The 21720-nt window shown below is 70.0% G+C and carries 22 protein-coding genes and 1 pseudogene; 18 read left to right on the forward strand and 5 right to left on the reverse strand.

The genetic code is table 11. The features are described 5' to 3' along the window. Positions 1-11 precede the first annotated feature (11 nt). The 14 genes and pseudogenes from lptC (at position 12) to ACX114_RS05125 (ending at position 11901) form a co-directional block, all read left to right on the forward strand. Positions 12-551 carry an LPS export ABC transporter periplasmic protein LptC gene (gene lptC, locus ACX114_RS05060; RefSeq protein ID WP_459295270.1) on the forward strand — a complete coding sequence of 180 codons (540 nt, stop codon included), beginning with the start codon at positions 12-14 and terminating at the stop codon, positions 549-551. After that, positions 548-1198, forward strand: a complete 651-nt coding sequence (locus tag ACX114_RS05065) for an LptA/OstA family protein (RefSeq protein WP_459295272.1) — start codon at positions 548-550, stop codon at positions 1196-1198. The genes lptC and ACX114_RS05065 overlap by 4 nt, the downstream gene beginning before the upstream one ends. Beyond that, positions 1195-1935: an LPS export ABC transporter ATP-binding protein gene (lptB, locus tag ACX114_RS05070; RefSeq protein ID WP_207052316.1), complete on the forward strand. Its 741-nt coding sequence runs from the start codon at positions 1195-1197 to the stop codon at positions 1933-1935. Before ACX114_RS05065 ends, lptB begins: the two co-directional genes overlap by 4 nt. 253 nt (positions 1936-2188) lie before the next feature. Then, positions 2189-3708 (forward strand): annotated as a pseudogene (gene rpoN, locus ACX114_RS05075) (RNA polymerase factor sigma-54). 58 nt (positions 3709-3766) lie between these two features. Beyond that, positions 3767-4405, forward strand: a complete 639-nt coding sequence (locus ACX114_RS05080; protein WP_459295275.1) for a GNAT family N-acetyltransferase — start codon at positions 3767-3769, stop codon at positions 4403-4405. 16 nt (positions 4406-4421) lie between these two features. Continuing rightward, the gene (locus ACX114_RS05085; RefSeq protein WP_459295277.1) at positions 4422-5210 is read left to right on the forward strand and encodes a hypothetical protein; all 789 of its coding nucleotides are present in this window, start codon (positions 4422-4424) and stop codon (positions 5208-5210) included. An 87-nt stretch (positions 5211-5297) separates the two neighbouring features. Next, a complete protein-coding gene (locus ACX114_RS05090; protein WP_459295279.1) occupies positions 5298-6179 on the forward strand; it encodes an SDR family oxidoreductase in 882 nt (293 codons plus the stop codon). Positions 6180-6405: 226 nt separating this feature from the next. After that, positions 6406-7035: a ribosome hibernation-promoting factor, HPF/YfiA family gene (gene hpf / locus ACX114_RS05095; protein WP_459295281.1), complete on the forward strand. Its 630-nt coding sequence runs from the start codon at positions 6406-6408 to the stop codon at positions 7033-7035. A 215-nt stretch (positions 7036-7250) separates the two neighbouring features. Further along, on the forward strand, positions 7251-7712 hold the full coding sequence (locus ACX114_RS05100; protein WP_459295283.1) for a PTS sugar transporter subunit IIA: 462 nt from the start codon (positions 7251-7253) through the stop codon (positions 7710-7712). Positions 7713-7735: 23 nt separating this feature from the next. Continuing rightward, positions 7736-8581, forward strand: coding sequence for a hypothetical protein (locus ACX114_RS05105; protein WP_459295285.1), 846 nt, complete (start codon positions 7736-7738; stop codon positions 8579-8581). A 228-nt stretch (positions 8582-8809) separates the two neighbouring features. Continuing rightward, positions 8810-9925, forward strand: a complete 1116-nt coding sequence (locus ACX114_RS05110) for an alpha/beta hydrolase family protein (protein ID WP_459295287.1) — start codon at positions 8810-8812, stop codon at positions 9923-9925. 53 nt (positions 9926-9978) lie between these two features. Continuing rightward, entirely contained in the window at positions 9979-10413 is a 435-nt protein-coding gene (locus ACX114_RS05115; protein WP_459295289.1) for a MarR family winged helix-turn-helix transcriptional regulator, read from the forward strand. Continuing rightward, positions 10413-10748, forward strand: coding sequence for a hypothetical protein (locus tag ACX114_RS05120; RefSeq protein ID WP_459295291.1), 336 nt, complete (start codon positions 10413-10415; stop codon positions 10746-10748). The genes ACX114_RS05115 and ACX114_RS05120 overlap by 1 nt, the downstream gene beginning before the upstream one ends. A gap of 79 nt (positions 10749-10827) precedes the next feature. Further along, positions 10828-11901 carry an alpha/beta hydrolase family protein gene (locus ACX114_RS05125; RefSeq protein WP_459295293.1) on the forward strand — a complete coding sequence of 358 codons (1074 nt, stop codon included), beginning with the start codon at positions 10828-10830 and terminating at the stop codon, positions 11899-11901. 4 nt (positions 11902-11905) lie between these two features. Here the strand turns inward: ACX114_RS05125 and dtd are convergent, their stop codons facing one another. Genes dtd through ACX114_RS05145 form a run of 4 tightly spaced genes read right to left on the reverse strand, consistent with a single transcriptional unit; the run spans position 11906 to position 15761 of the window. Then, positions 11906-12367 (reverse strand): D-aminoacyl-tRNA deacylase, encoded by a 462-nt coding sequence (gene dtd / locus ACX114_RS05130; RefSeq protein ID WP_459295295.1) that lies wholly within the window; start codon positions 12365-12367, stop codon positions 11906-11908. 54 nt (positions 12368-12421) lie between these two features. After that, entirely contained in the window at positions 12422-13255 is an 834-nt protein-coding gene (locus ACX114_RS05135) for an ABC transporter permease (RefSeq protein ID WP_459295297.1), read from the reverse strand. Then, on the reverse strand, positions 13252-14166 hold the full coding sequence (locus tag ACX114_RS05140; protein ID WP_459295299.1) for an ABC transporter permease: 915 nt from the start codon (positions 14164-14166) through the stop codon (positions 13252-13254). Before ACX114_RS05140 ends, ACX114_RS05135 begins: the two co-directional genes overlap by 4 nt. Further along, positions 14163-15761, reverse strand: coding sequence for an ABC transporter substrate-binding protein (locus ACX114_RS05145; RefSeq protein ID WP_459295301.1), 1599 nt, complete (start codon positions 15759-15761; stop codon positions 14163-14165). Before ACX114_RS05145 ends, ACX114_RS05140 begins: the two co-directional genes overlap by 4 nt. Before the next feature lie 135 nt (positions 15762-15896). On the opposite strand from ACX114_RS05145, the gene dacB reads away from it, so the two are divergent. Continuing rightward, positions 15897-18134, forward strand: coding sequence for a D-alanyl-D-alanine carboxypeptidase/D-alanyl-D-alanine endopeptidase (gene dacB / locus ACX114_RS05150; protein WP_459295303.1), 2238 nt, complete (start codon positions 15897-15899; stop codon positions 18132-18134). A gap of 261 nt (positions 18135-18395) precedes the next feature. Then, a complete protein-coding gene (locus ACX114_RS05155) occupies positions 18396-18902 on the forward strand; it encodes a single-stranded DNA-binding protein (protein ID WP_206799547.1) in 507 nt (168 codons plus the stop codon). A gap of 114 nt (positions 18903-19016) precedes the next feature. On the opposite strand, the gene ACX114_RS05160 is transcribed toward ACX114_RS05155, so the two are convergent. After that, a complete protein-coding gene (locus tag ACX114_RS05160; RefSeq protein ID WP_459295306.1) occupies positions 19017-19700 on the reverse strand; it encodes a succinate dehydrogenase/fumarate reductase transmembrane subunit in 684 nt (227 codons plus the stop codon). Between the two features lie 272 nt (positions 19701-19972). On the opposite strand from ACX114_RS05160, the gene ACX114_RS05165 reads away from it, so the two are divergent. Both ACX114_RS05165 and ACX114_RS05170 read left to right on the forward strand, forming a co-directional pair. After that, complete coding sequence (locus tag ACX114_RS05165; RefSeq protein WP_459295308.1) at positions 19973-20866, forward strand: Hsp33 family molecular chaperone HslO; 894 nt, start codon at positions 19973-19975, stop codon at positions 20864-20866. 135 nt (positions 20867-21001) lie between these two features. Then, positions 21002-21697, forward strand: coding sequence for a phosphoribosyltransferase (locus tag ACX114_RS05170; RefSeq protein WP_459295310.1), 696 nt, complete (start codon positions 21002-21004; stop codon positions 21695-21697). Positions 21698-21720: the final 23 nt, after the last annotated feature.

Below are 21720 nucleotides of genomic sequence, written 5' to 3' on the forward strand. Positions count from 1 at the left end.
AGGAGGGCCTCGTGCCGCGCCTGCTTGCCCTGAGCTTCCTGGGACTCCTCGCCACCGGCTGTTCGCCGCGCCGCCCGGCCCCGGGCGCGAACGAGCCGCGCCCGGACGTGGTGCTGGAGGGCGCGCACCTGCGCTCCTACGAGGGCGACACGCTCCAGGTCTCCGGCACCGCCTCGCGGGTCAACTACCGGCGCGCGGGCGGTGAAGTGCAGGCCACCGAGGTCGTCGTGCGCCTGCCTCCCGCCAAGGGCTCGCCCGCCTCCCAGCAGGAAGGCACCATCATCACCGCGCCGAATATGGACGGCAGCCTCGCGTCCAAGAGGTGGGTGGGGTCGGGCGGGGTCGTGGTGCAGACGGCGGAGGGCCTGGTGGCCAACACCCCCCGGCTGACCTACGACTCGGACGCGCGGCGGGCCCATGGCGACGAGGGCGTGACGATGAGGGGCCCGGACTACCAGATGCGCGCGGACCGCTTCACGCTGTCCGCCGCGGACCAGACGTTCACCTTCGAGGGCACGGTCCAAGCCGTGCTGGGTGGAGCGACGGAGTGATTGAGTTCCTCGTGATGGCGCTGTTCCTGGCCCAGCCCGCGTCCTCCCAGGCCGCCGCGCCCGCCGCTCCTGGCGCCCCGCTCATCGCGCAGGCCACGCCGGCCGCCAGGCCTGGTGCAGCCCCCGCCGCGAAGCCCGCGGCTCCCGACGCGGGCACCCCGGCCGCCCCGCCGCCCGCGCCGGGCGCGTCGCTGGCGCCCACGGGCCTGCGCAACCCGGTGGACCTGTCCGCGGACCACGTCACCGGCGACCGCAACCAGGCGGTGCTCACCGGCAACGTGGTGGTGAAGCACCAGACCATGGACATCCGCTGCGACAAGATGACCGGCTACTACAACGCCACCCGCCAGGTGACGCGCGTGGTGTGCGCCGGCAACGTGCGCGCCGTGGACGGCGACCGGCAGGCCCGGGGCGAGCGCGCCGACTACGACGTGCCCTCGGGCGTGCTGGTGGTGACGGGCTCCCCGGAGGCCCGCCAGGGCAACACCTACCTCACCGGCACCAAGGTGCGCCTCATCCTGGGCAACGAGCGCCTGGAGGTGGAGAACGCCCGCATCCTCGTGGACTCCCCGTCCACCACCGCCGTCCCCGGCACCCGCAAGAAGGTCCCCGCGCCCAAGCCCCCGGCCCCGGGCCCGACGCCATGAGCGGCGAGAAGCTCTTCGCCGAAGGGCTCAAGAAGTCCTTCCGCAAACGCCAGGTGGTGCGCGACGTGTCCTTCAACGTCGCCCCCGGTGAGGTCGTGGGCCTGCTGGGCCCCAACGGCGCCGGCAAGACGACGAGCTTCAACATGGTGGTGGGCCTGGTGACGCCGGACGCCGGCCGGGTGCGCGTGGGCGACGAGGACCTCACCCACCTGCCCATGCACCGCCGGGCGCGCCGCGGCGTGGGCTACCTGCCGCAGGAGGCCTCCGTCTTCCGCAAGCTCACGGTGCGCGAGAACTTCCTCGCCGTGCTGGAGCTCCAGAAGGGGCTCACCGCCCAGGACCGCAAGCAGCGCGCGGACACCCTCCTGGAGGAGTTCGGCCTCTCCCACGTCGCCGAGTCCTGGGGCGAGACCCTCTCCGGCGGCGAGCGGCGGCGCGCCGAAATCGCCCGCAGCCTCATCCCTGCCCCCCGCTTCATCCTCTTCGACGAGCCCTTCGCCGGCGTGGACCCCATCAACGTGGGCGACCTCCAGCGGCAGATCCACCTGCTGCGCGAGCGGGGCCTGGGCATCCTCATCACCGACCACAACGTCCAGGACACCCTGGGCATCTGTGACCGTGCGTACATCATCGCACAGGGGCAAATCCTCGAAGAGGGCACCCCCGCGCAGATCGCCGGCTCGGCGCGCGCGAGGGCCGTCTACCTGGGAGACCGGTTCCGTCTCCAGGCTCCGTGAAAAGCCGCGCTCCCCGTATGTCTCCAGATGCTCGGGGTGAAGTTGGCCCCACTTTTGCGTCGACGTTTGAACATCAGCCGGGCAGGCGGGGGTTGCGGCAACCTGTCGGATTTCCTGCGGTTTTTTAGACACTGCAAATCAGAAACCATGCGCTGGGCCACTGGACGTGGCCGGGGGTCCTTGTTAGGTTGGCACGGTCCTTGATTGGAACTTCCAATCAAGTGGCACGCATGCCTTCCGGAGACGCCCCCACATGGCGATGGAACTCAAACAGAGCCTGAAGCTCGCGCAGCAGCTGGTGATGACGCCCCAGCTGCAGCAGGCCATCAAGCTCCTCCAGCTCTCGCGAATGGAGCTCCTGGACCAGGTCCGCGAGGAGATGGAGCAGAACCCCCTCTTGGAGCAGCCCGAGGAGGGCATGCCCGGCGAGGTGAGCGAGAAGGAGCCTGGCGAGGCTCGCTCGAAGCGGACAACACGGAAATCGCGCGCGACGTGGATCTGCCGTCGGCGACGCCGGAGAACGCCCAGGAGTTCAAGGCGGACGGCGAGGGACCCCCGGAGATTGACTGGGAGTCCTACCTCAACAGCTACCAGTTCAACGAGCCCACCACCGCCTCCAACAAGGGCAACGTGGCCACGGACGACCTGCCGTCGTTCGAAGCCAACATGGTGAAGAAGGAGGACCTGGTCGACCACCTCCAGGAGCAGCTGGGCACGCTGCGGCTCAACGAGGCCGAGCGCCGCGTGGGCGTGCTCATCCTGGGGAACCTGGACGACGACGGCTACCTCAAGCTGCCGGAGGTGGAGGGCGATCCGCTCATCCGCCTGGCCAACGAGGCGGACGTGCCCATGCACGTGGCCGAGCGCACCCTGCGCCGCATCCAGAACCTGGAGCCCCGGGGCTGCGGCGCGCGCGACCTCCAGGAGTGCCTGCTCATCCAGTTGCAGGCGATGAAGGACCCGAACGCGGCGCTGCTGGGCCTCATCATCAAGCGCCACATGAAGTACCTGGAGAGCAAGAACCTGCCGGCCATCGCCAAGGACCTCAAGGTCACCCTGGAAGAGGTGGTCGCGGCGGCGAAGCTGCTCCCGAAGCTGGACCCGCGGCCGGGCCGCAACTTCAGCGGGGATGACGCGCAGTACATCACCCCCGACGTCTTCGTCTACAAGCTGGGGGACGACGACTACACCGTGGTCCTCAACGACGACGGCCTGTCCAAGCTGCGCATCTCCGGCATGTACCGGAACGCGCTCAAGACGGGCGCGGTGAGCCCCGGGCAGACGAAGGAGTTCATCCAGGACAAGCTGCGCAGCGCGATGTGGCTCATCCGCTCCATCCACCAGCGCCAGCGGACCATCTACAAGGTCACCGAGAGCATCGTGAAGTTCCAGCGGGACTTCCTGGACAAGGGCATCGCGCACCTGAAGCCGCTCATCCTGCGCGACGTGGCGGAGGACATCGGCATGCACGAGTCCACCGTCAGCCGCGTCACCACCAGCAAGTACGTGCACACGCCGCAGGGCATCTTCGAGCTGAAGTACTTCTTCAACTCGTCCATCGCGCGCGTGTCCGGCGAGGACACGGCCAGCGAGGCCGTGAAGCACCACATCAAGCAGCTGGTGTCGCAGGAAGACCCGCGCAACCCGTACTCGGACCAGAAGATCGTCGAGCTGCTGCGCTCGCAGGGCACCGAGATCGCCCGCCGCACGGTGGCCAAGTACCGCGAGGTGCTGGGCATCCTCCCCAGCAGCAAGCGCAAGAAGTACTTCTAGAGCCGTCCGCCATCACCGGCCCTGCACAGCAGGGCCGGTTTGGGGCATGAAGCGGTCCATGGACCCCGTGCTCCCCAGTGATGTCGGTGTTCCCCGCCGTGACCCCACGCCGCTCTCCGTCCCGTTCGTCATCCTGGAGGGGGCGGCCGTGCGGCTGGTGGCCCTGTCCCAGACGCACGTGGACGCGCTCACGGCGCTCTGCGAGCCCGAAATCTTCGCCCACTTCTCGACCGTGCTGCGCACGCGGGACGATGTGCAGAACTACGTCATCCATGCGCTGAAGGGGGCTGTCAGCGGCACCGAGCAGCCCTTCGCCATCATCGAGCGGGCGAGCGGCGCCGTGGTGGGCACCACCCGCTACCTGGACATCTCCCACTCCAACCGGACGTTGGAGATCGGCTCCACCTGGCTGGGCCGCCGGGCGTGGCGCTCGCGGGTGAACACCGAGTGCAAGTACCTGCTCCTCAAGCACGCCTTCGAGACGCTGGGCGTGATGCGCGTGCAGCTCAAGACGGACAGCCGCAACGCGCGCTCCAGGGCGGCCATCGAGCGCCTGGGTGCTTCCTTCGAGGGCATCCTGCGCAACCACATGCTGGTGCGCGGCGGCGTGGTGCGGGACAGCGCGTACTACGGGTTCATCGACACGGAGTGGCCCGGCGTGAAGGCACGGCTCGAAGGACTGCTGGCGCGGGGGTGATAGGGTGCCGGCCGCCATGACCTTCATTGCTCCGAGCCCGCGCCGAACCCTGTCCCGCTTCACCGTCCTGGGGGCGCTCGTGGCGCTCACCGGTTGCGGCGGCGGCGAGACGAAGGTGATGACGCTGGCGGAGCTGTCGGACCGCTCGCTCATCTTCGCGCTGGCGGACGTGGATGACGCGGAGACGCCGGACGCGCAGGGCGCGCACCGCTTCACGGCCAGCTACACGGTGGCGCCGGACGGCCCGTGCTCGCGCTTCGCCGACGACGTGACGGCCACCTTCAACGGCCAGCCCATGACGCTGGTGCCGGGCGGCGCGTCGGACGTGGGCGGGCGCGCGGAGGCGTGTGAGAACAGCCGCGTCTACTTCAACTTCGACCCGGCCGCCTGGGGCCGCGAGCCGGTGGAGGACATCGTCGTGCAGTTGCAGGACGCCTCCAGCACCGTGCGCCTGGTGGTGAAGAACGCCAAGGCCAAGCGCAAGTTCACGTTCCAGGGGGAAGGCACCCCGGACAAGCTGCGCGTGGGGCAGTCCTACGACTTCCTCTGGGAGCCGTCCACGGAGGTGCCCGGTCCGGTGGAGGCGCTGCTCTTGCGCGAAGGGGGCCGCGCGCCCGGCGTGCTCCCCGTCACGCAGGATGGCACCAAGGCCACCGTCACCATCGCCGAGGGCACCCCGCAGGCGAACCACATCCTGACGCTGGGCGCGGACCTGGAGGGCGTGGTGAGCGAGTGCACGGGCGTGGCGTCGTGCTCGGGCGCCATCTACCACTCGCAGGACTTCGTGCTCTCCGTGGTGCCCTGAGCCAGGCGGGCAGGCGGCCCGCGCGTGATTGCCGCTCCATGCCAGCGCCTCCACCGTGTGGAAACGCCTTTCCCACGGAGTGATGACATGGCCCGCAATCCCGACCCCCGCGACGCCGGCCCCAAGCCGCCCTTCCCGGAGCAGACGCAGCCCTCTCCCGGCCACGAGGGCCGCATGGAGCCGGAGCCTGACTACGGCGAGCAGTCGTACAAGGGCTTTGGCCGGCTGCAGGACCGCGTCGCGCTGGTGACGGGCGGGGACAGCGGCATTGGCCGCGCGGTGTGCCTGGCCTTCGCGCGCGAGGGCGCGGACGTGGCGTTCGCGTACCTCAACGAGGGTGACGACGCCAACCACACCCGCCGCGTCATTGAAGGCTCCGGACGGCAGGCGCTGGCGCTCGCGGGCGACATGGCGCTGGAGGCCACCTGCAAGCGCATCGTCGAGGACACGGTGAAGAAGTTCGGCCGCATCGACGTGCTCGTGAACAACGCGGCCTACCAGGGCAAGGCGGTGGAGAAGTTCGAGGAGCTGGAAGCGGAGCGCGTGGAGCGCGCCTTCAAGGTCAACATCCTCGCGATGTTCCACCTGGTGAAGTACGCGCTGCCGCACATGAAGCCGGGCGCGACCATCATCAACACCGCGTCCATCCAGGCGTACCAGCCCACGCCCTCCATCCTCGACTACGCGACCACGAAGGGCGCCATCGTCACCTTCACCAAGGGCCTGTCACAGGAGCTCATCGGCCGCGGCATCCGCGTCAACGCCGTGGCGCCGGGCCCCGTGTGGACGCCGCTGATTCCCCAGTCCTACGACGGGGAGAAGGTGAAGGAGTTCGGCAAGAGCTCGCCCACGGGCAGGCCCGCGCAGCCCGCGGAGCTGGCGCCCAGCTACGTGTTCCTCGCGTGTGACGAGTCGCGCTTCGTCAACGGCGACATCCTGGGTGTCACCGGAGGCATGTTGCTGGCCTGAGTGCCACGCACGCGGTGTGGGGGAGGGCTGACCGGAAAATGAGGCCTGGGTCGGAATCCCCCCGCCGTGCCATGCAGCGGACATCAGACGTGTCCTATTGCGGTCGCTTTCGCGAGCGCGAGCCGTGAACGGGAAGTTCCAACCTGGGGGGCCGGGTTGCTTTCGGCGTGGGCTCCGTTTCTGATCTGTGACGGAGCTTACCTCTCTCCCTAGGAGGCGGCCACGCATGCAGCTCAACATCACCTTCCGTCAGTTCGGATCGTCGGATTCCCTGAAGGAGTACGCCCGTGAAAAGGTCGATCGGGTGAACCGACTGCTGGACCGGGCGGGTGAAGCCCACGTGGTGCTGTCGTTGGAGCGGCACCTGCACCACGCGGACATCACCATCCACTCCGGCGCCTGGGTCCTCCGGGGGCGTGAGAAGAGCGATGACATGTACGCGTCCATCGACCTGGCGATGGACAAGATCGAACGGCAGCTGCGCCGCTACCGCGACAAGCTCAAGTCGCACCACGGCAAGGAGAAGGTCCACCACCGCCAGGACCTGGTGAAGGTCCGCCACGACGTCTTCGAGGTCCACGAGCCGGAGGAGACCGCCGAGGCTTCCGCGCCCGCCGCCCAGGCGCCGGTGGCCGAGTCGGGCGTCGCCCGCCTGGTGCGCACCACGCACCTGGCCATCCAGTCGTTGTCCGTGGACGACGCGGTGATGCAGATGAACTTGATGAACAACGACTTCTACGTGTTCCAGAACCAGCAGTCCCAGGCGCTGTCCATCGTCTACCGCCGCAAGGAGGGTGGGTTCGGCCTCATCGAGCCGCACCTGCCCGAGGCGCCGGTGGCCGCCACCGGCACCTGACGGGCAACCGTCCGTGCTTGGGGACCGGGTCCGGGGCCATCCCCCGGCCCGGGGCCCGGGACCCAGGCAGGGGTGTGTGGGGGAGCGGCCCGGGCTGACGCGCAGTGAGCGAAGCGCCTGTCACCGCCCAGGCGACCCTTGCGCGAATCCAGTGTGAGGAGTAATTGCCGGCCGAGGAATCATTGCCGGCCCGGAGCGCCAGTGCGGGAGCGCCATTGAGAATCGCCGATTTCCTCAGCCCCCAGGCGGTCGTCGCGGACATGCAGGCCCGCACGAAACCGGAGGTGCTGCGCGAGCTGAGTGCCACGTTGGCCCGGGCGCATCCGAATCTGCGCGAGGACCGGCTGGTGGCGGTGCTCCAGGAACGCGAGAAGCTGGGCAGCACGGGCATTGGCGAAGGCGTGGCCATCCCCCACGGCAAGCTGGCGGGCATGGACAGCCTCCAGGCGGCCTTCTGCGTGTCGCGCACGGGGGTGGACTTCGAATCCATCGACGGCAAGCCCACGCACCTGTTCTTCGCGCTGGTGGCGCCGGAGAACAGCGCGGGGGTGCACCTGAAGGCGCTGGCGCGCATCTCGCGCCTCTTCAAGAACCCGCGCTTCCGGGCGGCCATCCTGGAGGCGCCCTCGGCCGCGGACATCCACGCCCTCATCGTCCAGGAAGACGCGCGGCCCTGAGGGCCTGACAGGAGACGCCCCGCATGGACGTCGTCCTGCGTCCCATCAACGACCGCTTCTTCCATGAGCTGGTGCTGCCGTTCTTCACGCGCGCCATGGGGGATGCCTCCGGCGCGCTGGAGGCCCTGTCCAACCACCTGGGGGACCCGCAGGCGTTCACGCTCTGCCAGCGGCTGGCCTCGTCGGCGTTGCCGGGGGGCGTGGGGTCGGTGGACTCGGACGGGTGGATGGACCTGGTGGACCGGCTGGTGTTCCAGCCCTGGCGCGAGGCGCCCGGCGGCTGGGAGGTGGGCGGCTCCCCCGGCGGCTACGCGGACGAGTGGGACGAGGCGCTGAACCTGGCGCTGATGGTGGAGGACCCGGCCTATCCCTACTGGGACGCCAGGGCGGCGCGCGTGGTGCGGGACAACTTCCGCCGGCGTCCCCCGGGCGAGCAGGGGCTGGCGTCGCTCCTGGCCGGGCAGTGGGACCCCTTCCCGGAGTTTCCGCCGGACCGCGTCTTCGTCACGCAGGGCCGCGGGGAGTACGCGGTCCGTGAGCGGTTCGCCTTCGCGGACTGGGCGTGGCGGCCGGCGAAGACGGTGTTGCACTGGCAGGTGAACCTGCCGCGCAAGCTGGAGCGGCTGTTGTCGCGGGAGCAGGAGCGACTGAAGCTGCCGGTGCTGCCGGAGCGCGAGGAGGTGCTGGGCTACTGGACGGGCCGGTTGCCTCAGCCGCCGCCCCTGTCCGTGCTGTTCTCCGGCCTGGGCCCGAACGCGGCCACGTGGATCCGCGAGCTGGGCGCGCTCACGCTGCACCTGCGCACCGCCGCGCAGACGAAGCAGGGGCTGGCCGCGCTGGTGACGCGCGGGACCACCGTGCGGCTGTGAGCCGCGCGAATTCCTCCGCGATGGAGCGCCGTTCCGCGCCGTAGAGGGGCATCCGCCGCTCGTGGCCGTCGTTGTTCCTGCGCAATGGATCCTCCCTCCGCGCCGTAGGGACGCAAGGCGCTCGTGCCCGGCGCATCCACGGTGGTGCGAGGATGTCCGCTGTGGTTCATGCGTCGTTCGCGACCGAAATCCACTTGAGGCCCACCGAGGGCCCGGAGCCATCCACCCATGCCCCTCTCCTCGCGCTGTCCCTCCCGCGCGGTGCTCCCGTGCATGTCCGGCGCGCTGCTGATGTCCGCGGCCCTGCTGACGGGCGGCTGTGCTTCCTCGCGCGGTGCGGAGCAGGCTTCTGCATCCGCCACTGCGTCCCCCTACGGCGCGGACGCGGCCCATGCGGTGGGGCTCTCATCGCTGACGGTGGAGGACGCCGCGCGACACCGCTCGTTGAAGGCGGTGGTCTGGTATCCGGCGGCTCCCGGTACGCCGATGGAGACGCAGCCGGCTTCGCCCATCTTCGCCCCCTTCCTCGGTGCGAAGGACGCGCCGGTGTCGGACGCGCACGAGCGCTGGCCGGTGGTGCTGCTGTCACATGGCAGCGGGGGCGCGGCCATCAACATGTCCTGGCTGGGCGCGCACCTGGCGGCGCACGGCTTCCTCGTCGTGTCGGTGAACCACCCGGGCAACACCCACGGGGACGACAGCCCGGAGGGCTATGCGCGCGGCTATGAGCGGCCCCGGGACTTCTCGGTCTTGCTCGACCACCTGCTGAAGGATTCGAAGTGGGGCCCGCGCATGGACCCGGAGCGAATTGGCGCGGCGGGGCACTCCATGGGCGGCTACACGGCGCTGGCGCTGGTGGGTGCGCGCATGAACCTGCAGTGGATCGCCGAGGGCTGCACCGCGCCGGAGACCCGCGACCACGTGGGCTGCGAGGGCCTGCGCGACGTGGACTACAGCCGTATCGACATGGCCGTCGCGCGTGCGTCGTACCAGGACCCGCGCGTGAAGGCCGCGTTCGCGATGGCGCCGGGCATGGCGGGCTCCTACGAGGCGCGGGACCTGGCGGACGTCCAGAAGCCGGTGGAGCTGGTGCTCGCGAAGGGTGACGAGCTGATGCCGCACGAGCTCATGGGCATGAAGCTGGCGGGTCAACTGCCCGCGGCGAAGACGGTGGTGCTCGACGACGCGGGGCACTTCAGCTTCCTGCCCGAGTGCATGCCATTGGGCTTCGAGGTCGCGCCCCCGCTGTGCCGGGACGCGGTCGCCGGGACGCGCGCGGCCACGCATGCGCGCACGAAGGCGGAGGCGGTGGAGTTCTTCCGTCGCACGCTGGACGTCCGCTGAGCAGGCGTCCCGCCATGCCTTGAACATATCGTCCCGCACGATATGTTCGTGTCATGGGACAGAAAGCCTCCGCTGGACTGGCTCCGCTCGCGGCGGAGCTGTCGGCGACGTACGCGGCCATCTACCGGCACTGCCATCCCCGCTACACGGTGGCGCTGGGGCACCAGTCGGTCCGGGCGCTCCAGTTGGCCGGGGAGGGAGGCGTCACCGTCCAGGCCATCGCGAACCACCTGGGCTGCGCGCCCAACACGGCGTCGGAGGTCGTGCGCCGCCTCGTGGAGAAGGACCTGGTCAGCAAGGTCCGCCGTCCGGAGGACGAGCGCGTGGTCGAGGTCCGCCTCACCGCCGAGGGCAGCCGGGTGCTGGAGGAGCAGACCGGCCTGGACGCGGAGAAGCTGGCGCAAAGGCTGGCGCGATTGCCGGCGGCCCGGCGCGAGGCCATCCGCGAGGGGCTGAACCTGCTGCTCGACTGCGTGGAGGGGGAGTGATGTTCACCTTCTTCAAGGTCGTGGTCTCCGCGCTGGCGATTGGGGGCATCAACGTCGTCGCGCGGCGCAATCCGCAACTGGGAGGCTGGCTGGCCGCGCTGCCCCTGGTCAGCTTCCTGTCCGTCATCTGGCTGGCCGTGGACGGGGTTCCGAAGGCGGACATCGCGGTCTTCGTGGGCCGGGTGCTGCTCGGCCTGATTCCGACCGCCGCGTTGCTGGGCATCCTCGCGCTGGCCCTGTGGCGCGGCCTGTCCGTCCCGGTGGCCATGGCCTGCGCGCTCGGCGCGGGCGTTGCCTTCAGCCTGACGGCCAGGAGCCTGGGGCTGCTGGGCTGAGGCGGACGGCGCCTTCCGGGATTCCCTGTTCCGACGTTCCCGGCCATGCTCCGGGGCCATGTTCCGTTTGCTCTCTTCGATGGGTCCCGTCCTCCTCGTCTCCGCGCTGCTGACGGGCGGCTGTTCTTCCTCGAAGAAAGCGGAGGCTCCGCGCACGGACCACGCATCGCTCTACGGCCCGGACGCGGCCTACGCGGTGGGCGTCACGCAGTCGCTGACGTACGAGGACGCGGTCCGCCGCCGCACGCTGAAGCCGTGGGTCTGGTACCCGGTGGCCCCCGGCACGCCGATGGACAACCGCGCGCCGTCGGACGTGTTCAAGCCCTTCTATGGCGCGAAGGACGCACCGCTGTCAGACGCGCGGGAGCGCTGGCCGGTGGTGCTGCTGTCCCACGGCAGTGGGGGCTCGGTGATGGACCTGGCCTGGTTCGGTTCGAACCTGGCGGCGCACGGCTTCGTCGTGGTGGGGCTGAACCATCCGGGCAACACGTTCGGAGACACGAGCCCGGAGGGCTTCGCGCGCGCCTACGAACGCCCGCGGGACTTCACGGTCATCCTGGACCACCTGCTGAAGGACCCGAAGTGGGGCCCGCGCGTCGACCCGGAGCGCATCGGTGCATCGGGGCACTCCATGGGCGGCTACACGGCGCTGGCGCTGGTGGGGCTGAACCTGAACCTGGAGTGGATCGAGAAGCGCTGCAAGACGCCAGGAACCCAGGAGGAGATTGGTTGCGAGGGCCTGCGCGACGTGGACTACAGCCGCATCGACATGAAGCACGCGCGAGCGTCATACCTGGATCCGCGCGTGAAGGCCGCGTTCGCGATGGCGCCGGGCATGGCGGCCTCCTTCGAGGCGCGCGACACCGCTGACATCCAGAAGCCCGTGGAGCTGGTGCTCGCGAAGGGCGACGAGCTGATGCCGCACGAAGGGCACGGCATGCACCTGGCGGGGCTGCTGCCGGCCGCGACCACGACGACGGTGGTCCTGGACGACGCGGGGCACTTCAGCTTCCTGCCCGAGTGCTACCCGAAGGGCTTCGACGTCATCGCCATGCTGTGCGGCGACCCGGTGAAGGGGACGCGCCCGGCCTCGCACGCGCGCACGAACGCGGAGGGCGTGGCCTTCTTCCGCCGCACGCTGGACGTGCCCTGAGGCTTCAGGCCGGAGGCGCGGCCTTCGGAGGGCTCTCCAGGAGGATGGTGACGGGCCCGTCGTTGACGAGCGCGACCTTCATGTCCGCGGCGAAGATGCCGGTGCCCACGGTGAGGCCGCGCTGGCGCAGCGCTTCGCAGGCCCGCTCGTAGAGGGCCTTGGCGGCGACGGGCTCCATCGCTTCGATGAAGCTGGGCCGGCGGCCCTTGCGCGCGTCGCCGTAGAGCGTGAACTGGCTCACGACGATGAGCTGCTTGGAGGTGTCCTCCAGCGACAGGTTCATCTTCTCGTTGGCGTCCTCGAAGATGCGCAGCGTGGCCAGCTTCTCCACCATCCACGTCATGTCCGCGTCGGTGTCGCCCTTGCCCACGCCCAGGAGCACGAGCAGGCCCGGGCCCATCTCGCTCACACGCTGTCCGTCCACCGTCACCGATGCTTCCAGGACCCGCTGCACCACGGCCTTCATGGATTGACTCCCTTTCGTTCCTGCTTCCTGCCAGGGACGCCCGGGGCCTTCAAGTCAGCGTCCTTCGTGACGTGGATCCATCGCGTCGCGAAGCGCATCGCCCAGCAGGTTGAAGCCCAGGACCGTGACCGCCAGCGCGATGCCGGGGAAGAGGGCCACGTGCGGCGCCACCAGCAGGTACTGCGTCCCCTGGTCCACCAGCGCCCCCCAGGACGGCGTGCCCGGGGGGACGCCCAGCCCCAGGAAGCTCAGGGACGCCTCCGCGACGATGGCGCCCGGCAGCGCGAACGTCGCCAGTACGAGCAATGGCCCTGCCGCGTTGGGCAGGATGTGCCGCACGAGGATGCGGCCCGGACCGCTGCCCAGCGCCCGAGCCGCCTGCACGTAGTCACGCTCGCGAAGGGTGAGCACCTGTCCCCGCGTCAGCCGCGCGTAGCCCGTCCACCCGGTGAAGGACAGGGCGAACACCACGTTGGTGAGGCTGGGACCCAGGACGGCGGTGATGAACAGCGCCAGCAGGATGCCGGGGAACGCGAGCAGCACGTCCACCAGCCGCATCAGCGCCTCGTCCACGAGCCCGCCCGCGTAGCCCGCGATGCCGCCCAGCGTGATGCCCACCGCGGCGGACAGCACCACGGCGAAGAAGGACACCTCCAGCGACACGCGCGCGCCGTACAGCACGTGCGTGAGCACATCGATGCCGTTCTCCCCCGTGCCCAGCGGATGCCCGGGCGTCGGGGGCGACAGCTCGCGCGTGAGGTCGATGGCGTCCGGCGCGTGAGGGCTGAGCCACGGCGCGAACAGCGCGGTGAGCACCCAGACGCACGCCACGGCGAGCCCGAACCTTGCGCCCCACGAGTGCAGACGGAAGCGGTGCGCCGTACTCATGAGCGCCTCCGCACGCGCGGGTCCACCCACGCATATGTCAGGTCGGTGAGCGTGTTGACCACGACGTAGCAGAACGTGAAGAGGAGCACCGTGGCGCGCACGGTGTTGTAGTCGCGCTTCTCGATGGCGGTGAGCAGCAGCGTGCCCATGCCCGGCCACGCGAACACCTTTTCCGTCACGATGGCACCGCCCAGCAGCGCGCCGAACTCCAGGCCCAACACCGTCACCAGCGGCAGCAGCGCGTTGCGGAACGCGTGCTTCCACAGCACCACGCGGGGAGACAGGCCCTTGGCCCGGGCCACCGTGACGTAGTCCTCGCGCAGGGCCTCCAGCATTGTCGCGCGCGTCATCCGGGCGAGGAACGCGGCCAGCGCGGTGCCCAGCGTGAACGCGGGCAGCACCAGGTGCCGCCACGACTCCGCGCCCGACACGGGCAGCCAGTCCAGCTTCAGCGCGAAGAGGATGATGAGCACCGGGCCCAACCAGAAGCGGGGCAGGGCGACCCCCGCCACGGACACGCCCATCGCCGCCGCGTCCACGGGCGTCCCTCGCCGCGCCGCCGCCATCACGCCCAGGGGCAGCGCCAGCACCAGGGACACGGCCATGGCCGACACCGTGAGCAGCAGCGTGTACGGCAGCGCCGCGCCCAGGGCCGGCAGCACCTTGCGCTGGAACGGAGGCAGCGACGTGCGCAGCTCCCCGGTGGCCAGGTCGCGCGCGAACGTCCAGAGCTGCGCGTACCACGGCAGGTCCAACCCCACGGCCTGCCGCAGCGCCGCACGGTCCACCTGCGTCGCCTGCTCCCCCAGCATCACGTCCACCGGGTCCCCAGGCACGAGGTGCAGGAACAGCGACACCAGCAGCAGCGCCCCCACCATCGCGATGGCCGCGGACACCAGTCTCCGGGTCATGGCGTCACCTCCCGCGCCTTCGCCAGCGGCAGCAGCAGGCCGTGCGCGCTGGGCTCGAAGTCCGCGAGCCGCGAGGACACCACCGCGACGCTGGCCTCATGCCACAGCGGGATGACGGGCATGTCCGCGTCCAGCTCCCGCTGCGCCTCCGCGTACAGCGCCTTCCGCTCCTCGCGAGTCACCTGCGTCGCCGCGTCCAGCACGCGGTCCAGCTTCGGGTCCTTCAGCGCTCCGCGATTGAACCCGCCCCAGTGGTTCTCAGGCCCGGGGATGTTCGCGGAATGGAACGCGCCCCGCAGCAGGTCCGGCTCCATCACGGCGGCCCACTTCAACGTGAACAGCTCGAAGCGCCCCCGGCGCACGTCCTCGAAGAAGGTCCCGAACTCCAACCCCCGCACCTCCACCGCGATGCCGCCCTTCGCCAGTTGCTCCTTGAGCACCAGCGCCACCGCGCGCCGGAAGCGGTCCGTGCTCGTCTTGAAGGTGAAGGACAGGCGCGGCTGCCCCCCGGGCCCGTCCGGATCCGGATACCCCGCCGCGTCCAGCAGCCGGGCCGCCTTCTCCGGCGCGTAGCCGCAGCCCGGTGTCTCCGTGAAGGCCCAGTGCTCACGAGGCAGCATGCTGGACGCGGGCTCCGCCAGCCCGTGCAGCTTGTGCTCCACCAGCGGGCGCACGTCGATGAGGTGACACAGCGCCTGGCGCACGCGCACGTCCGCGAGCGGCCCTTCGCGCAGGTTGATTCCCAGGTACGTGAAGCCCGTGCCCGGCTTCGTCACCACGCGCAGGTGGGGCGACTCGCGCAGCGCGGGCAGCACCGCCGGGGACACGTTGTTCACCACCAGGTCCGCACGGCCCTTGAGCAGCTCCAGCACCCGCGTCGTCTCGTCCCGCACCACCCGGAACGTCAGCCTCGACACGGCGGGCCTGCCTCCATGCCAGCCCTCGAAGGGGACCAGCGTCAGGTGCTCTTCATCCGGCCACGACTCGAACCGGAACGGCCCCGCGCCCACCGGGTGCGTTCCCTGCGCCTCGATGCCTCCAGGCCCCACTCGCTCCGAGGGCAGGATGGCCGCGGACAGCTCCGCGAGCAGCGGCGCATAGGGCCGCTTCAGGTGGAAGCGCACCGTGCGGGCGTCCACCACCTCCACGCGCTCCACCGGCTCGTACCGCTCGCGCTTGGGGCTGCCCAGCTTCGGATTCATCAGGGCATCGAAGGTGGCCTTCACGTCCTCGGAGGTGAGGGCGCTCCCATCATGGAAGGTCAGCCCCGGACGCAGGACGAACTCCACCACCGTGGGCGAGACCTCGCGGAAGGACTCCGCCAACTGGGGCACGGGCCGGCTCGAGTCATCGAAGGTGAGCAGCCCCGGGCTGACGAGCTGTGCCAGCCGCTGTCCATGGGCCGTGAGGGCGAAGCGATCATCCAGGCTGTCCGGTGGGGTCTCCAACAACACCGTGATGCCCGCCGGAGGCGCCGGGTCGCGGCAGCCGGCGTCAAGCACCAGCGCCAGCGCGATGAAGAACACCCGGGCGGCGCGGGAGGGCAGGGGAGGCATGGCGTCTGTCACGAGGTGGATGTCAGGCGGGACGTCCATGCTGCGACAGCCTTCTTCCTGTTTCCAGGAAGCAGGCAGGCGGGCAGGGTAAACGGCGGACGTGGATCCACCCCCCACCCTTGCCGCCCCTTTCGTCCCTTCTTCATAATGGAACGCGACTTCCCCGGAGCGTGCGTGCAGGTTTTTCGAACCAGACCCTTCTGGGCAGCGACCGCCATTGCCTTGTGGCTTCCTTCCGCCACCCTGGCCGCGTCGCCGTCCGCCGAGAAAAAGGCTGAACGCGAGGCGCTGAAGAACGCGCTCGTGCAGGTCATGCAACGCACCGCGCTCAAGAGCAGCCGGGTCGGCGTCCACATGCAGAGCCTGGATGACGGCACCGTGGTGTTCAGCCACAACGCGGACGAGCTGCTCAACCCCGCCTCCAACGTGAAGCTGGTCTCGTCCTCCGCGGCGCTCGTCGCCCTGGGGCCGGAGTTCCGCTACGAGACGGAGTTCCTCGTCGAGCAGGAGCTGCCCGCCGACGGCAAGGTCAAGACGCTCTACGTGCGCGGCAAGGGTGACCCCACCATCACCACCGAGCGCCTCTACGGCATGACCTCCGAGCTGCTCCACGCGGGCCTCAAGGAGGTGCAGGACATCGTCGTGGACGATTCCTGGTTCGACCCCGAGCGCACCCCGCCCGGCTACGACCAGGAGGACTCCGACCGCGCGTACATGGCGCCGACCGGCGCGGTGAGCCTCAACTGGAACGCGGTCGCCGTCTACGTGCGCTCCGCTCCGGGCGGCAAGGCCGCGGTGGACATGGAGCCGCCCAGCGACTTCTTCGTCGTGGACAGCTCCGTCACCAGCGGCCCCGGCCGCGCCCGGCGCCTGTCCGTGAAGTCCGACGGCTTTGGCGACAAGCAGAAGATCGTCGTGAAGGGCCAGGTCCCCGACGAGCGCGGCGCCGTCAGCGTCTGGAAGAAGATCGACAACCCGCCCATGTACTTCGGCTACACGCTGAAGCAGCTGCTCACCTCGCGCGGCGTGAAGGTGAAGGGCAAGGTGAAGCAGGGCCTGGCGCCCTCGCGCGCGAAGGTCGTGTACGTGGCCCAGTCGGACACGTTCGACATCGTCCTCAAGCGCCTCAACAAGCTGTCCAGCAACTTCGTCGCGGAGACGCTCCTCAAGACGATGGGCGCGGAGCTGCGCGGGCAGCCGGGCTCGTTCGCCAAGGGCATCGACGTGGTGGAGGAGTTCCTGGACCGCGACGTGGGCATCCCGCGCGGCACCTACGTGATGAAGAACGGCAGCGGTCTCAACGACGCCAACCGCTTCTCCACCGCGCAGGTGGACCGGCTCCTGCGCCACATGTACGAGCGCTTCCCGCTGGCCCCGGAGTACCTGTCCTCGCTGGGCATCGCCGGCAAGGACGGCACGCTCAAGTACCGCTTCGACGGCACGGACGCCGTGGGCCGGCTGCGCGCCAAGACGGGCACCCTGGAGGGCGTCTCCGCGCTCAGCGGCTACGTGCAGTCCGCGGGCGGAGAGAAGTTCTCCTTCTCCATCATGGTCAATGACTACGCGGGCCGCGCCGGCCCCGTCGTCGCGGGCATGGACGCGCTGGGGGCCGCGGTCGCCGCCACCGGCTCCACGCTGGGTCCGGACACCGCGCTGGCCTCCCTCAACGAGGCCCAGAAGCCCCAGGGCGGTCTGCCGGACATCGCCAACCGCGTGAAGACCTACCTGGAGCTGGGCAAGCAGCGCGATCAACGCAACATCGGCTTCCTGCGCACCGCGTGGCGCAGCGAGCGCGACCCCGCCGTGCGCGCCGTGCTGGCGGAGAGCCTCTACCAGTCCAACCCGCACGACTACCTGGGCACCCGCACGCTGCTGGACAGCTACTCCGCCACGGACGAGGTCTACGGCCGCCTGCGCCAGGTGGCCCACGCCCTGTCCGTGGGCGTGCCCGGCGTGAGCAGCATGGTGGAGCTGGCCTCCGGCGGAAACACGGAGGCCCTGGCCCGCGTGATGGAGCTGTGCCGCGCGGCCGGCACCGCCCGCGACCTCGAAGCGCAGGACGAGCTGGCGGACGGCCTGGGCGAGGTGGTCCGCACGGCCCCCGATGAACTGGTGGTGGCCCTGCGCGCCGCCAGCACCGTGGAGCGCGACTCGACCGTGCCGCTCCTGGCCCAGGGGCTGGTGAAGGGCGGGGACACCAACCACCCGTTCTGGAAGTCCCTGCGCAAGCTGGGCTCCGGCGGGACGGACCCGCAGCTCGTCGCCTTCGCCAAGGGGCTGGACTCCACCCTCACCACCAAGACGGCCGAGGCCCGGACCTCCCAGCGCGCCCAGCCCGTCCAGGTGGTCGCGCCCGCGTCCGCCACGCCCAACGTGGTCCCTGCCTCCGGCATCCTCCGCCCGGGCGGGTAGGCTGCTTCCTCCGCGCCGCTCCGCCCGGACCGCGGACGTCCGGGCGGCCCTTCCTTCCGGTTCCTTCCAGCCCGCGCCAACGCCCCGGAATCCTTGAGGCTTCCTGTCCGGGGAGCAGGCGGACGTGCGTCCCCGGCACCCCTGGCCGTTTAGTGGCCCGGGGAATGTCAGTGGTGGATGCTATGGGCTGAAGGACCTGTCGGGGCGTGTGGCCCCGCGGGTTGTGCCGGGCCCTTGGTGGGCCTGGTTTCGGGAGGAAACATGGCTGGAGGCGTGAACAAGGTCATTCTCATCGGCAACCTCGGGGCGGACCCCGAAGTGCGCTTCACCCCGGGCGGTCAGGCCGTGGCGAACTTCCGCATCGCGACGAGCGAGAGCTGGAACGACAAGAACGGCCAGAAGCAGGAGCGCACCGAGTGGCACCGCATCGTCGTCTGGGGAAAGCTCGCGGAGCTGTGCGGCGAGTACCTCAAGAAGGGACGGCAGTGCTTCGTCGAAGGCCGTCTGCAGACGCGCGAGTGGATGGATAAGGAGAACAAGAAGAACTACACCACCGAGGTCGTCGCCACCTCCGTCACCTTCCTCGGCGGCCGTGACGCCGGTGAGGGCTACAGTGGCGGCAATGGCGGTGGGCGCCGGCAGCAGCAGGGCGGCAACGGCGGCTACGGGCAGGGGCGTGACGACTACGGCCAGCCTCCGCCTCCCATGGATGACGGTGGCGGCATGGGCGGCAACCACGGCGGCGCGGACGACGACATCCCGTTCTAACGCCCTGGGGCCATCCCCCTGAAAAGCGAACCGGCCGCTCCTGGATGTCAGGGGCGGCCGGTCGTGTTTTCAGCGCCGGAGCGCGAGGCTCCGGCTTCCTGCCGCCCGAAGGCTTCAGCCGACGTCCAGGTCCGCCGGGCCGTACGCCGCGCCCGCCGTGTAGAGCGCGTAGATGGCGCCCCAGGACATGGCCAGCAGGACGAGGAAGATGAGGATGGAGAAGGGCTCGAAGCGGCGCATGGAGCGGTCGCTCGCGAAGATGCCCCAGCCCATGCAGAAGGTCTGGATGCCGTTGGCCACGTGGTACGCGGTGCCCAGCGTGCCCAGCAGGTAAACCATCAGCGTGGGGCCGTGGTAGTGCATCTCCCGGGCGATGTCGGAGAAGGGCTCCGCGTGGCCCTCCACCAGGCGCGGGTGCAGGAAGGCCAGCCAGATGTGGGCGCCCAGGAACGCGAGCACGCCCAGGCCCGCCACGCGCTGCACGATGTACTTGAGGTTGCCGTAGTTGTTGTACGCGAGGTTGTTCGGCTTGAAGCTGAACATGCGCACCACGCCCCACGCGGCGTGGATGAGCAGGGGCAGCATGACGATGATGAACGTGAACGCCTGGGCGAACGGGTTCGCGTACTCCGTCACCGACTTTTCCCAGGCCGTCGCGCCGTAGAAGGCGGACAGGTTGTCCCACAGATGGTTGATGACCCAGAAGGTCAGGGGCACCACGGCGAGGAACGACCCCAGCCGCGACTTCAAGAGGGGATTCCGGTCGGTGAGGGCTTCGGCGGTGGCTTGGGTGCTCATCGAGTCTCCAGCGGGGCGCGCGGATGGGTGGGGTGAGGACCCCCGCGAGCCCAAGTCAGGGCCTGGGTGATACGGCCTTCCAGCGGTTTATAGCCGTTCCGTCACGCGGGCTGGATTTCTTCCGCACCCGCCCGTGCCAGCCGGGGAACACCGACTCATAAGCCCTGGCGATGCCAGCCCCCCGCCCTGACTGCTGGCCGCCAGGCGGGCGTCCCGCCCCAGCCCCTCTTCCGTTGGCGGGCGCGAACGGGTGGGGCACGCTAACCAGCCCTATGCCTGATGAGCTTGTCAGTGGATTGTTGAAGGCGTCGGACCTGCGCCTGGTGCTGGCCACCACCGGGGACCTGTCCCGCCAGGCCCGCGCCACGCACCAGAGCATGCCGGCCTCCGCCGCGCTCCTGTCCCAGGGCCTCACCGCCGCCGCCCTCATGGGGTCGCTGCGCAAGGGCACGGACTCCCGGATCAACCTGCAACTGGAGTGCGACGGCCCCCTGCGCGGCCTCTTCGTGGACGGCGACGCGAACGGCGTGGTGCGCGGCTACGTGAAGAACACCCTGGTGGAGTACACCGGCTCGGAGGGGCGCTATCACTGGCGCCCGGTGCTGGGGAACCAGGGCTTCCTGTCCGTGCTGCGCGACCAGGGCGGCGGCGAGTACTACCGCTCGTCCGTGGAGCTGGAGCACTTCGACCTGGTGGCGGACCTGGAGCGCTACTTCCACCAGTCGGATCAGGTGCCCTCGCACCTGATGGTGGCGCAGCTGCCCGGGCTGGTGGACGGCCAGGAGGATCCGCTCGCCACCGTGGTGGACCTGCTCGTGCAGCCCCTGCCCAACGGGGACCGGGACGCCTTCAAGGCGCTGGGGACCCGGCTCAGGGCGCAGTTCCAGACGGCCGTGCAGGCGCACGCACAGGACGGGGCGGCGACACTCCTGCGCTCATTGGTGCCGGAGGCGGACCTGGAAATCATGTCCCGCTATCCCCTGCGCTTCACCTGTTCGTGCAGCCGGGACCGCGTGAAGCTCGCGCTGCTTGCCATGGGCCGCGAGGAGCTGAAGGACCTGCTGGAGAAGGAAGGCCAGGCGGAGGCCACCTGCCAGTTCTGCACGACGCGCTATGTCATCCCCGGCGCGGAGATCCAGCAGATGCTCACCGAGGGCAGCGCCTGACGTGAAGACAGACATCCGCTTTTCGCGGCGGATGATTCAGCGCTTCACACCGTCCGGGGAGGCAGGCGCGGCGGTTGTGGCGGGGGCCCGGTGCTCGGGATATGACAGGGCCGCACCTCACCCGGAGCTTTCGCCGTGGCCATCAAGCGGGCAGCGCCGCCGAAGTCCCAGGACCAGCGCAACCCTTCCCCGAAGTCTTCCGTGCCCTCCGCCGCCCAGAAGGACGGGGCGGAGAAGCTCGTCTCCATTCCCAATGACATGGTGCTGGCGCCCCAGGTGGAGGCCCCGCGCCAACCCACCGGCCGCGACCAATCCCGGCACAAGTCCACCGGCGTGGTGGAGCTGTCGTGGGCGGAGTTCGACCGGAAGGTGCAGCAGTTGGCGCGCACCATCCGCCAGGCGTGGGAGCCGCAGGCGGTGGTCGGCGTGGCCCACGGCGGCGTGTACGTGGGCGGGGCGCTCGCGGGCGCGCTCGGCTGCAAGTTCTACCCCGTGCGCATCAGCCGCCGCAGCCGCGACAAGGCCGAGCGCACCCCGGAGCGGGGCCAGCCGCAGGTGAGCGAGGAGATGTCCCCGGAGCTCAAGGGCTGCCGCGTGCTCATCGTGGACGACATCGCCTCCAGCGGGGACACGCTGGGGCTGGCCACGGCGCTCGCGAAGAAGGTGGGCGCGAAGGAGATCCGCACCGCGTGCCTCATCGCGCGGCCGGAGGGCTTCACGCCGGACCACGTGGGGCTGTCCACGGACTCGCTCTTCGTGTTCCCGTGGGACTACCAGCCGGTGATGGGCGACGCGCACCCCGACGACGACCCGGACAAGGCCGGGGCCTAGGGGCCAGCGTAAAGGGCGTTGAC

It is taken from the genome of Corallococcus sp. M7 (genome assembly GCF_054512695.1).